Annotated in this window: 8 protein-coding genes; 5 read left to right on the top strand and 3 right to left on the bottom strand. The window is 70.4% G+C overall.

Going from position 1 to position 11,969, the window contains the following annotated elements; translation table 11 throughout:
• Positions 1–740 precede the first annotated feature (740 nt).
• Positions 741–1,604: a sigma-70 family RNA polymerase sigma factor gene (locus ED92_RS40915; RefSeq protein ID WP_037348279.1), complete on the bottom strand. Its 864-nt coding sequence runs from the start codon at positions 1,602–1,604 to the stop codon at positions 741–743.
• Between the two features lie 9 nt (positions 1,605–1,613).
• Positions 1,614–2,528 carry a glycoside hydrolase family 16 protein gene (locus ED92_RS40910; protein ID WP_037348277.1) on the bottom strand — a complete coding sequence of 305 codons (915 nt, stop codon included), beginning with the start codon at positions 2,526–2,528 and terminating at the stop codon, positions 1,614–1,616.
• A 121-nt stretch (positions 2,529–2,649) separates the two neighbouring features.
• On the opposite strand from ED92_RS40910, the gene ED92_RS40905 reads away from it, so the two are divergent.
• The 3 genes from ED92_RS40905 to ED92_RS40895 are packed head-to-tail and all read left to right on the top strand — an operon-like array spanning position 2,650 to position 7,095.
• Positions 2,650–3,360, top strand: coding sequence for a GntR family transcriptional regulator (locus ED92_RS40905; protein ID WP_037348275.1), 711 nt, complete (start codon positions 2,650–2,652; stop codon positions 3,358–3,360).
• 52 nt (positions 3,361–3,412) lie between these two features.
• Complete coding sequence (locus tag ED92_RS40900; RefSeq protein ID WP_037348273.1) at positions 3,413–6,808, top strand: TM0106 family RecB-like putative nuclease; 3,396 nt, start codon at positions 3,413–3,415, stop codon at positions 6,806–6,808.
• Positions 6,805–7,095, top strand: a complete 291-nt coding sequence (locus tag ED92_RS40895) for a hypothetical protein (RefSeq protein WP_016335297.1) — start codon at positions 6,805–6,807, stop codon at positions 7,093–7,095. Before ED92_RS40900 ends, ED92_RS40895 begins: the two co-directional genes overlap by 4 nt.
• Position 7,096: 1 nt before the next feature.
• Here ED92_RS40895 and ED92_RS40890 read toward each other — a convergent pair whose 3' ends face one another.
• On the bottom strand, positions 7,097–10,177 hold the full coding sequence (locus tag ED92_RS40890; protein WP_037348298.1) for a BTAD domain-containing putative transcriptional regulator: 3,081 nt from the start codon (positions 10,175–10,177) through the stop codon (positions 7,097–7,099).
• A gap of 117 nt (positions 10,178–10,294) precedes the next feature.
• On the opposite strand from ED92_RS40890, the gene ED92_RS40885 reads away from it, so the two are divergent.
• Together ED92_RS40885 and ED92_RS40880 are read left to right on the top strand one after the other, a co-directional pair.
• Positions 10,295–11,164 (top strand): alpha/beta fold hydrolase, encoded by an 870-nt coding sequence (locus ED92_RS40885; protein WP_037348270.1) that lies wholly within the window; start codon positions 10,295–10,297, stop codon positions 11,162–11,164.
• A gap of 199 nt (positions 11,165–11,363) precedes the next feature.
• The gene (locus ED92_RS40880; protein ID WP_037348268.1) at positions 11,364–11,858 is read left to right on the top strand and encodes a hypothetical protein; all 495 of its coding nucleotides are present in this window, start codon (positions 11,364–11,366) and stop codon (positions 11,856–11,858) included.
• Positions 11,859–11,969: the final 111 nt, after the last annotated feature.

The raw sequence follows: 11,969 nt of genomic DNA, 5'->3' as shown, positions 1-11,969 counted from the left end.
TGGCGTGCCAGCGGCCATCGGCCAGACCACCACATGGTCATCCACGGCCAATCCGGCTGGAAAGTCCACATCACCAACGGACGACCCGAATTCATCCCACCGCAATACCTCGACCCACTCCAAACACCCCGCCGCAACCACCGCTGACACCGAGGGAGCCCGCCGACCACATGGCGACGGGCCCCTCGGCATGCGCTCGTTCAGTTGAACCAGGTTCCGAACATCGAACTCTGTGACCTGCCTGCCAATCGCTCGCCAAGATCGACCGCTTGCGCTTCGGTGAGCAGACAGATGTAGTCGGTGACAGCTCTGGCACACCGAGCCTCCCTGTTGCCCTTGAAAGTCCCCTTCGCCTCCTTCGGACTGTTCGGCGACTTCTCCAGGCACATGAACAACCGATCGCCGGCCTTCCTGTTGAACGGCCAACGGAGGCCTGTCGATCGCGTCGATCTGCTCCCGAAAGCGGTATTCGTTGAAGCCGACGTCCTTCTTCAGCCGACGGTGACCATGCTTGACGCGGATACTTGAGGACCGCGCTCAGCGTCGCGCGGGTCAGGTTGAGTCCCCTGTGTTCCTCCTTCCGTCGGGCGAGTTTCGTCACCACACGGAAGAACTGGGCGTTACCTTCGAAACCTTCCAGCCGGTCGCCGAAAGAAGGCGGCCGGCACCACACGACCGTTAACGACTCAAGCGAAAGCCCGGGCCATCGGTATTCGTTCGCGACCGAACCGCAACCCCGATCAGTCCACCATCACCAAATCCAGCCCCCGCACCCGTTCCCGGTCCGCGATGACGTCGATTTCGCTGATCTTCCCGTCCACGAAAGCGAACGCGAGCACCACCGAGGGCCGTCCTTCGTCGGCCATCACGAGGCCGATACCGCCGTTCACCAGCGCGAGCTGGGTGACCGCCGCCCGCACCGAAGCGGCCGCCGCGCCGCGGGCCACCACACTGGCGCCGCGCAGGAAGATCGGCTCGCGCGAGGGGCCTGCCGCCTTGTCCGCGCGGAGGACGACGTCGGGGTGCAGGAGTTCGAGGAGCGCGGCGAAGTCGCCGCCGCGAGCCGCGGTCAGGTAGGCGTCGACGACCTGGCGCCGTCGCGCGACGTCCGGTTCCGTGGCGATGGGACGCCCCTGGACACGGCGCCGGGCGCGACTCGCGAGTTGCCTCGCGGCGGCCGGGGTGCGGTCGATCAGCGGGGCGATCTCGTCAAACGGCACCGCGAACATGTCGTGCAGGACGAACGCGAGCCGTTCGGCGGGGGCCAGCGTGTCCAGGACCACCAGCATCGCCAGGCCCACCGAGTCGGCGAGCACCGCGTCGGCGGCGGGATCGACCGTGGAGTCGGCGGGCTCGGAGAACGCGGCGTCGAGCGGTTCCTCCCGCCGGTGGTCGCGTGAGCGCAACACGTTCAGGCACACCCTCGCCACCACGGTGGTCAGCCAGCCGCCAAGGTTCTCGATCTCCGCCGCGTCGGTGCGGTTCAGTCGCAGCCACGTGTCCTGGACGGCGTCTTCGGCCTCGCTGGCCGAGCCCAGCATCCGGTAGGCGACCGCCCGCAGCCTGGTCCGGTGTTCCTCGAAGCGTTCAGTCAGCCGATCCACCGTTCATATCTAACAGCCATCGAGATCGTCACTGAACCGCACGCCCGAAGACCGGTACGACGCGGCCCGGTCGGCGGCGGCCTGCGGCGTCAGCACCTCGTTCTTCGCGTAGTAGACCCAGTCCACCTGTTCGAGGTAGGTGCTCGTCCCGCCGCTGTGCTGCGTGAGATCGATGAACCACTGGTTCACGTTGAGCGACATGTTCTGCCGCGGGTACACATCGAACGGCCCACTGCGGTCGTGATCGGCCACCAGGGCACCGTCGATGTAGTACCGCACATGGCCGTCGGACACCGTCGCGACGACGGAGTGCCAGCCGTCGATGCTGCGGCGCTGGCTGTCGCTCTTGTTCTCGGCGTACCAGGGATCCGGCGTGTAGGTGTGCCAGCTGGTCTGGAAGTTCACCGGCCCCGCCTCGCCCCATCCGCCGTTGGGCAGGTACTCCGAGAAGTCCAGCTCGCTGTAGATCGGGTCGTTGTCGTAGCGGAGCGGGCTGATCGTGAAGAACGTCTGATTGATCCGGTCGCCGTCGGGTCCGGACGCCGGCGCGTCGGAGAAACGGATCCGCGCCGCGTAGGTCCCTTCGAAGAACCGGCGATCGGGCTGCATGATCTCGGTCTGCGTCGTCCCCGCGGGCGTGCCGTCGGTGGTGGAGGCGAGTTGCAGCACCTTGTCCCCGTCCGACGTCGGGAACGTGATGCCCTCGGGCGCCCAGCGCGCACCGCCGACACCGGGGCCGCCCGCACCTGATCGCACCTGCCAGCCGTGCTCGGCGAGGAGACCGTCGGTATGCGAGCCGTAGTGGAAGTCGTCGAACAGCGCGCCGCAACCGGCCGCTCCCGAAGCGGCGCCCGGCGCCAGACCCAGTGCGGCGACCGACAACACCGCGACGGCGGCGGCGCGGAACTTCCCTGAGGTCGACATCTCGTCTCCTTTACCACTGGTCAGTTTCTTTCCACCGTCGCCCGGTGAAGTGGTAAAGTCAATAGGTCTAGACAACTTGTCCACCAGCCAATTCTCCGTGACCACTGGGTAGGCTGTGGTCATGCGGCGAACAGAGGTCAAGGATCGACTACGCCAGCTCATCGAGCGGCGGCAGCCGGGTGAGGTCCTGCCTTCCGAACGCGCGCTGAGCACCGAAATCGGCGTCTCGCGCCCCACCTTGCGGGCCGCGATCGACGAATTGGAACGCGACGGCCTCGTGGTCCGCGAGCACGGCCGCGGCACGTTCACCGCGCCGCGCAAGATCTCCCAGGACCTCCTGCCCGCCACCGGCGGCGAGCAGTTCGCCCCGCCCGCCGAGGGCCACTGGACCAGCCGCGTGATCGACTTCGCCACCACACCCGCCGGTGCCCGGCTCGGGAAACGACTCGAGGTCTCCCCCGGCCACACACTGGTGGCCGTCACCCGCGTCCGCGTCGTAGAAGAAGCACCGATGGCGATCGAGCGGATCCTGGTCCCGCGCGATCTCGTGCCCGACATCACGGCCGCGGGTTTCGAATCCGGCTCGTTCTACGAACTGCTCCGCACGCGGTACGAGGTCGTGCCGGCGACGGCCGTACAGATCATCGAGCCGACCGTCACCGACCCCGACGAATCCGGCCTGCTCGGCGTCCCACAGCACTCTCCCGCGCTGCTGTTCGAACGCACCACCCGCGACGACGGCGGCCGCGTGATCGAGTACACCCGCTCGATCTACCGCGGCGACCGCTACCGGATCACCTCGCACCTGACGTTCGACCACACCTCGGGCTGACTCCGGCGCGCCGGGACGATCGCGGCCGGAGTCCATGTAAGACTCCCGGGCGATGTACACCCCGTCCGATCTCGCCGACCTGCTCGAATGCGAGCACCGCAGCCTCCTCAACCAGGCGCTGGCCGCCGGCCTGCCGGGCGCGCCGCGGCCGGGTTCCGGGCCGGATCAGCTCGCGGTCACGCACGGCCGCGCGCACGAGGCCGCGACGCTGGACAAGCTGCGCGGCGAGCGGAGCGCCGTCGTCGAGATCGACGAACGAGACCCGGTCGTCGCCGCGAAAGCCACCGAGGAAGCGCTTCGGGCCGGTGCTCCGGTGATCTACCAGGCGGTCTTCCACGACGGCGAGTTCTCCGGCCGGGCCGACTTCCTGATGCGGGACGACGAAGGCCGCTACGAGGTCTACGACACGAAGCTGGCCAGGCACGCGAAGCCCGCCGCGGTCGTCCAGCTGACCGCGTACGCCGACGCCCTGCGCCGGGCGGGCTGGCCCGCCGGTCCGCGGATGCACCTGCTGCTCGGCGATCACAGCACGCGCTCGTTCCGCGTCGACGACTTCCTCCCGCTGGTGGACCGGCTCCGCGCCCGGCTGCGGAACCGGCCGCCGACCCTGCCGGTCCAGCTCTGGGCCGACGAGCGGCCCGCGTGCGGCGGCTGCTCCTACGCCGCGCACTGCGCGAGCGCCCGCGAAGCCGACCGTGACCTTTCGCTGGTCGCGGGGATGCGCGGCGATCAGCGGCGCAAACTCGTCGCCGCTGGACTCGGCACCATCGACGCGCTCGCGGCCGCCGCGCCGGAAGACCGTCCGCGCGACATCTCGACGACGTCGTTCACCACGCTGCGCGCCCAGGCCGCGATCCAGGTCCGGCAGGACGAAACCGGGCAGATCGCCTACGAGATCATCGATCCGGACGCGCTGGCCGAACTGCCGCCACCCGCGCCCGGTGACGTCTTCTTCGACATGGAAGGCGACCCGTACGCGCTGGCGGGCGAAGGACTGGAATACCTCTTCGGCGCCGTGACAGCCGACGACGGCACGCAGTTCACCCCGTTCTGGGCGCACAACCGGTCGCAGGAGAAGCGGGCTTTCGAAGAGTTCATCGACTTCGCCACCGCGCGGCTCGCCGAGCATCCCGGCTCGCACGTCTACCACTACGCGCCGTACGAGGTCACCGCGATCAAACGGCTCGCCGCCGTGCACGGAACCCGTGAGGACGCCGTCGACCATCTGCTGCGCAGCGGCGGCCTGGTGGATCTGTATTCCGTGGTGCGCAAGGCACTCCGGGTCTCGCAGCGGTCGTACTCGATCAAGTACCTCGAACCGCTCTACATGCCCGAAGCCCGCGACGGCGACGTCAAGACGGCGGTGTCGAGCATCGAGGCCTACGAGGAGTACCTGACACTCACCGCCTCCGGCGAGACCGAGCACGCGGACGAGGTGCTGCGCGGGATCGGCGACTACAACGAATACGACTGCGTCTCCACGCTGCGGTTGTTCGAGTTCCTCCACAAGATCCGCGTGGACGAAGGGATCGCGCTCGCCGAGCCGCCCGAAGAGTCCGATGTGGACGCTCTGCTCCGCCAGACCGAAGAGGACGTCGCCGCCCAGAAACGCGCCGAACGCGCGGCGCAGCTGGCCGCGCTGGTCGATCCGCTGCTGGACGGGCTGCCCGACGATCCGGCCGAGTTCACCGGCGAGGACCGCGCCCGAGCACTGCTGGCCGCGTCGGTCGGCTACCACCGCCGCGAGACGAATCCGGCGTGGTGGGAGTACTTCCGCCAGCTGGCCGCCCCGCTCGGCGATCTGGAGACCGACAACGCCTGCACCGTCCCGATCTCGCTGGAAGCCGGGGAATGGGTCCCGCCGTCGGGCCGGGTCCGCAAGGCGAAACGTTCGCTCGTGCTCCGCTGCGACCCGGACCGCCCGCATCCCTTCGCCCCCGGCGACGACGTCCGCCTGCGGTACGGCGCGGCCGCGCGCGACGCCAAGGTCGTCTCGGCCACCGCCGTCGAACTGACCCTCGAAGAGAGCTGCCCGCCGGACGAGACCACCGCCGACCGGCCGGTCGCGGTGCTGCCCGGGAGCCCGGTCCGTCCTTCCCCCAAGGACGACGCCGTCGCGGATCTCGCCCGTCTGGTCGTCGACGGCCTGCCGACGCTGCCAGCCCATCCAGGTGTCGACCTGCTCCGGCGCACGACACCCCGGCTTCACGACGACAAGCCCTTGCCCGAACCCGGGACCGACCTGGTGAACACGGTGATCGAGGCCGTCGAAGCGCTCGATGGGTCCACGCTCGCCGTCCAAGGCCCGCCGGGCGCGGGCAAGACCTATCTGGCAGGCAGGCTGATCGCGAAACTCGTGCGCGCGGGCAAGACGATCGCCGTCACCTCGACCAGCCACAAGGCCGTGGAGAACGTGCTGTCCGCCGCGCTGAAGAACGCTCCGGACCTGCCGTGCGCGAAACGCGCCAAGCGCACCCCGGATCCGGCCGCGCCGTGGGAGCAGCCGAAGACCAATCCCGCGCTGGTGAAATGGCGCGAGGAGCACGACACCGGCCATCTGGTCGGCGGCACCGCCTGGACGTTCGCGAACGCGGCGATCCGGGAAGAGCCGTTCGACCTGCTGATCATCGACGAGGCTGGCCAGTTCGCCCTCGCCGACGCGCTCGCGGTGTCGATGTGCGCCAAGAATCTCCTGCTGCTGGGCGATCCGCAGCAGCTGCCGCAGGTCGTGCAGGGCACGCATCCCGCCGGTGCCGAGGCGTCCGCGCTCGGGCATCTGATCGGCGAGGCGGACATCATCCCCGCCGAACTCGGGTACTTCCTCGACGAGACCCGGCGGATGCATCCCGCCGTCTGCGCGCCGGTGTCACGGCTGTCCTACGCGGGCCGTCTGCACTCGCATCCATCGGCCGCCGAGCGCGCGATCGACGGCGTCGAAGCGGGCCTGTACCTCGCCGAGGTCGACCACCACGGCAACACGACGCGGTCGGTCGAGGAGGCCGAGGCGGTCACCGCCCTCGTCGCCGAACTCCACGGCCGAGCCTGGACCGACCACGGCGAGTCCCGGCCGCTCGGCGACGAGGACATCCTGGTCGTGGCGCCGTACAACCTGCAGGCCAGGGTCGTCGCCCGCGCGCTGGACGAGGCCGGGCATCCCGGTGTGCGGGTGGGCACGGTGGACCGGTTCCAAGGCCAGGAGGCGCCGGTGGTGATCACCACGATGACCTCGTCCTCGGCGGTCGATCTGCCGCGTGGCCTGGACTTCCTGCTCTCCCGGAACCGGCTCAACGTCGCGCTTTCGCGGGCGCAGGCGCTCGCGGTCATGGTCTGCTCGCCGCGGCTGGTCGAGGCCGACATCCGCACGGTCGACCAGATGCGGCTGGTTTCGGGCATGCTCGGGTTGATGACCGAAGCCGTGCCGTGGCACGCAGGACGGAGTGGACGATGACCGAGAAAGACCCGGACAAGGAGATCCTCGACGCCGAGATCGTCGAAGAGTCCCCGACAGCCCCTGTCGAGGTCCCGGAGCCGGATTACAGCGAAGGCGGCGTGCCGTCGTTCGATCACGTGCGGGACCGGATCGAGCAGCGGTACACGACCTCGCTGGGCTCGACCGAGCTCGCCGGCCTCGGCGGCAAGGAAGACGTCGCTTCGCTGGACAAGAAGATCGCCGACCGTGACAAGGCCGCGAAGGACAAGCTGGCCGAGATCCGCCGCGCGATGCGGGAGCAGTGAGCTAACCCCAGTGCGGTGAACCGGCTTTCACCGCGATGGCCCGCGCCTTCCGGTAGTGCCCGGCCGCTTCCGGCAGACCGAGTGCCGTCGCCAGGTCGCCGAGGTAATGGGCGACCGGGCGGAGGGTGAGCATCCCGCTCCCGGCACCGGCGATCTCGCCCTCGGCGGGCAGAAGCTCGGCGTACAGGCGTTCCATCGCCGCCCGGTCGCCGAGTTCGATCGCGACCACGGCGTGCAGACAGGTGCGGGCCTCGAACAGCAGATCCCGGGGCGAGTCCGGGATCGGGAGTACCGGACGGCACCAGCTTTCATAGGCGCCGTAGCTCTCTTCGAGCGCTTGCGGTGGAAGGCCGCGCTGGAGCCGGTCGCAGAACAGGGCGAGCGCGAGGATCCCGTTGTCCACTCCGGACATGGCCGTCCCGGCGAGTCCCGCCGCCGCGGCACGATAGGCGGCCGCCCCGCCCGGGCCGGTCATCGCGGTCCGCATCGCGCGGTACCACCGGGTGAACACGCCCACGAGCGGCAGGCCGTACTTCTCGCCGAGCTCGGCGGCCGACGCGGCGTGCTGGTCCGCGGCGGCGAACTCCGCGAGCGCGCTCTTCGCCTGCAGGAGCACGAGATGCCCGAGCACCTCGAACGTCACCAGCCCGTGCCGCGACGCGAGATCGACCAGTTCGGCGCCGATCGCCGCCCGCTCGGGCGCGAGCCCCGCGCGGTCGAAGGACTGCAGGAACCGGGCGTTGAGCGCGAACGCGAGCAGCGCCGGGTCTTCGAGCTCCCGGGCGAGCGTCTCGGCTTCCCTGGCTGCGTCGCGAGCCCGCCGTCCGCCCGCGTTGCGCAGTTCGACGGCGAGCGTGGCCAGCAGGCGGCACCGCTCCGCCCGCCGCTCCTCCGGTAACGCGGCGAGAGTCCGCTCGACGGCACCCGCGATCCGGGACGCGAGCTCCCTGTCGTCGCTTTCGGTCCAGATGGCGGGAACGTCGAAGGCGCCGATCACCCGCGCGGTCAACAGCGGATCGTCCAGCTTTTCCGCCAGTTCCAGCGCTTCGGCCCGATGCCGCCGTGACCGGCCGAGGCCGCCGGCGACGGCCGAGGCACGGGCCATGCCCATGATCAGCTCCAGCCGCTTCTCCGGGTCGGAGCCGCCGGATCGGTCGTACGCGGTGAGCGCCGCCTCCCAGAGCCGAGCCGCTTCCGTTGGGGCGAAACGGCTTTCGGCCCGTTCCGCGGCTGCCCGCGCGTAGCGTGCGGCCCGGTCGCCGTGCTCCTCCGACAGGAGGAAATGATGCGCCAGCGCGTCGACGTCGTCCGGGCGAAGACGTTCCAGCGCCTCGGCGATCCCGCCGTGCTCGCGAGCCCGTCGCGAACGGGAGAGGTCGTGGTAGAGCGTGTCCCGCACGAGCGCGTGCGCGAATCGGAACCGGTTCGGCGCCCGCTCGGTCAGGATCCCTTGCCTAGCCGCGACTTCCACCGCGTCGAGCGCGGTTTCCCCCACCAGGGCCTCTAGTACGTCCAGATCGACGTCCGTACCGAGCACCGCCGCGCGCCGCACCACACCGCGGACCTCGTCCGGCAACGCGTCCACCCGGTGCCGGACGACGTCGCGGACTCCGGGCGGCACCGCGGCCAAGGCGGCAGGCCCTTCGGCGGCCAGCAGGCGGGCGAGTTCGCGGACGAAGAACGCGTTCCCGCCACTGCGTCGATGGAGAACCGCGGCGGTCTCCGGCTCGATCTCTTCCCCGGTCGTGGCTCCGACCAGCGCGGCGATCTCGGTCTCGGGCAGCCCGCCGAGATAGATCCGCGCCGGCTCGTGACGTGCGGCCCGGCCGAGGAAGTCCGTCAACCGCGCGGGCGGGTCGGTGCCGCGATAGGTCGCGACGATCAGCACCGGCTCGCTCAGCACCGAGGCCAGCAGCGCCAACGTCTCTTCGCCCGCCCAGTGCAGGTCGTCGAGGACGAGCAGCAAGGGCGCGGCACCGGAGAGGTAGGCGGCGACCGCCCGGTGCCATCGCCAGCGCGCGGCCAGGGGATCCTCGGTCGCCGGATCCGCGGTCGGTGGCGCGCCGTACCCGGCCTCGGCGAGCGTCGCGAGGATCCGGCTCCAGGCGTAGGCGGGCGGCGTGCCCTCGTCGTCGGGGTTGCTTCCCCAGGCCGTGGTCCAGCCGCGCGCGGCGAGACGGGCGGAGAACGCCTCGGCGAGCGCGGTCTTCCCCACTCCCGCCTCGCCCGACACGAGTACCAGCCCCGACCCCGCCGAGGCTTCTTCGAGCCTGGCCAATTCCGCGTCCCGCCCGATCAGGGGCCGCTCGGGGATCTCGGGCACGGACTGCTCCAGCCGGGGCGCTTGCGCGAGGATGTCGGCTTCCAGGTCTCGCAGGCCGGCGCCGGGATCGATGCCGAGTTCGTCGGCGAGCCGTTCCCGCGTCGCGCGCAGCACCGCCAAGGCGTCACCTTGCCGTCCGGAGCGGTAGAGCGCCAGCGCCAGCAATCGGGAACCGTTCTCCCGCAAGGGATACTCGTGGACCCGGGGTTCCAGCTCGGGGACCACCTCGGCGGCCCGGCCGAGCGCGAGAAGGGCTTCGGCACGAAGCTCACTCGCCAGCAACCGGAGTTCGGTCAGCCGGGAGACCTCGCCGAGCGCCCAGCCTTCCTCGGCGAACTCGGCATACGCGGGGCCGCGCCACAACGCGAGCGCGGTGTCCACTTGAGACAGTGCCGCGTCGGCCCGGCGGGCGTCGAGAAGCTCACGGGCCGTGGCGACGGCGGCCTCGAAGTCCCACGCGTCGACGGAATCGGCACGCAGGGCGTAGCCGCGGGCGACCGTGACGAGCAGCCGTGCCGGCTCACGAGGCGCGCGATCCGGTTCCAGCGCGCGGCGCAGGGCACCGACGAAGGTCTGCACCGCGCCGACCGCGCCCTCGGGCGGCCGTTCCCACAGATCGTCGACCAGCCGTTCCACCGGCACGACCCGGCCGCGGGCGATCAGCAGCCTGGCCAGCACCGCGCGGTGTCGCGGCCCCTTGAGCCCGACCTCGCCGCGCGCGTCCTCGGCCACGAGCGGGCCGAGCACCCCGAACCGCATCGTCACCTCCTTCACCGACGGTGATCATCGTGCCCCGGCCGCTCGGTCGTCGCTGACCGGGTGCTGATCCGGGCCGGGAACGCTGGCGGTCGTCACGGAACGACCAGGAAGGTACCCATGCGCATCACCGGATTCGACTACCAGCGTGTGCCCGTCGCGGACGGCGTGGCACTGGACGTCGCCGTCGCCGGGACGGGCAGCCCGATCGTGCTGCTCCACGGCTTCCCCCAGACCCACCTCATGTGGCGGCACGTCGCGGCGGATCTGGCGGCCGACCACACCGTCCTCTGCCCTGACCTGCGAGGATACGGCGAAAGCGACAAGCCCGCCGACACCGGCGAGACCTACTCGAAGCGATCGATGGCGGCCGACGTCGTCGCCGTCGCGAAGGCCTTCGGCCACGACCGGTTCGCCCTCGCCGGGCACGACCGGGGCGCGCTGGTGGCCCTGCGGGCCGGGCTCGACCACGCGGACAAGGTCAGCCACCTCGCGATCCTCGACGTGCTGCCGACGCTGGACATGTGGGACGTGCTGCACGGCGCCGGCGCCGCGGTCGGCTTCCACCTCTACCTGATGGCCCAGCCGCCCGGACTGCCGGAACAGCTGATCGCGGGCGCGCCGGACGCGTTCTTCGGTCACTTCCTCGACGCGTGGACGCGCGACGGCGACGCGATCCCCGCCGACGTCCGTGCCGCGTACCTGGAGGCGTCACGGAACGCGGTGCCCTCCATCGTCGCCGACTACCGCGCGTCGGCGGGCATCGACATCGAGCACGACGAGGCGGACCGCGCGGCCGGCAACCGGCTCACGATGCCGCTCACCGTGCTTCAGCAGGACTGGGGCGCCGTGCTCGGGTACGACGCCGTCGCGCTCTGGCAAGCGTGGGCGACCGACCTGGACCACCGGACGGTCACGTCGGGTCACTTCATGGCCGAAGAGTCGCCCGCGGAGGTGGCGAAGGCGCTTCGAGACCTGCTCACGCGTTAGAAGCACCGCACTCACGTGCCTTGTCTTCCCGGTCCGTGAAGGCCTCCTTGAGGGACCCAGGGTCCCTCAAGGAGGCCTTCACGGAAGTGAGCCGAACGGCGCAACCCGCGCCCCCGCTCGCGCCAATCCGACGATCCCTCAGGTTTAGCCCGCGACCTGCGGGGTATCGGGAGTCGGCACACCGAACGAGGGGCCCGACATGACACCCACCACCAAACGCGCGCACACCGCCGCACGCGATCTCCTGTCGCTCACCAGATCAGGTGAAGCCGACCGGCTCGCCACCGCACTGATGTCCATCGCCTCCACCACCCGGAGAGGACCGGCGCTCGACGACGTCGTCGGACGACTGGTCGACACTTTCTCCTTGGCGGCCAAGGATCGCCGCCGTTCACTGCGGATCGGCGAACCGTTCACGCTGCGCCTGCGTGATCACGCGGGCATGACGGTCCGGCCCGACCGCCTCGAGCCGGGAGTGGCGGCGATCGTCCGCGCGATCGCCGCCAGTGTCCGCGACGACCGGGACACCTGCGCCGACCAGATCGGGCAAGCCTGCGAGAACGCGGATCTCGACCAGCGGATCCGCGTGCTCGCGCACTGCGTGGTCTGGACGTCGGATCTGCTCAGCACCGACACCACCGCCTATCCCCCGGTGCTGTCCTGTCTCAAGGTATCGCCGGATAACAGTCCATAGTAGACATTGCGCGGTTCGGATGACTTCCGGCCCGTCGTATGGACATCCCCTGCACGGAACGGCAAGCTGGACAACCGCGCACGAAGTCCCGGCCCCCGATGACGGGCGCAC

This window comes from Amycolatopsis sp. MJM2582 (genome assembly GCF_000754115.1).
In the GTDB taxonomy this organism is placed as follows: domain Bacteria; phylum Actinomycetota; class Actinomycetes; order Mycobacteriales; family Pseudonocardiaceae; genus Amycolatopsis; species Amycolatopsis japonica.
Note: the sequence above shows the minus strand (reverse complement) of the source record. Positions and strands in the feature narration are given on the sequence as shown.

Coding starts and splice junctions, on each gene's coding strand:
- ED92_RS40910 (WP_037348277.1), bottom strand. CDS start 2,528: ATGTCGACCTCAGGGAAGTTCCGCGCCGCCGCCGTCGCGGTGTTGTCG.
- ED92_RS40905 (WP_037348275.1), top strand. CDS start 2,650: ATGCGGCGAACAGAGGTCAAGGATCGACTACGCCAGCTCATCGAGCGG.
- ED92_RS40900 (WP_037348273.1), top strand. CDS start 3,413: ATGTACACCCCGTCCGATCTCGCCGACCTGCTCGAATGCGAGCACCGC.
- ED92_RS40895 (WP_016335297.1), top strand. CDS start 6,805: ATGACCGAGAAAGACCCGGACAAGGAGATCCTCGACGCCGAGATCGTC.
- ED92_RS40890 (WP_037348298.1), bottom strand. CDS start 10,177: ATGCGGTTCGGGGTGCTCGGCCCGCTCGTGGCCGAGGACGCGCGCGGC.
- ED92_RS40885 (WP_037348270.1), top strand. CDS start 10,295: ATGCGCATCACCGGATTCGACTACCAGCGTGTGCCCGTCGCGGACGGC.
- ED92_RS40880 (WP_037348268.1), top strand. CDS start 11,364: ATGACACCCACCACCAAACGCGCGCACACCGCCGCACGCGATCTCCTG.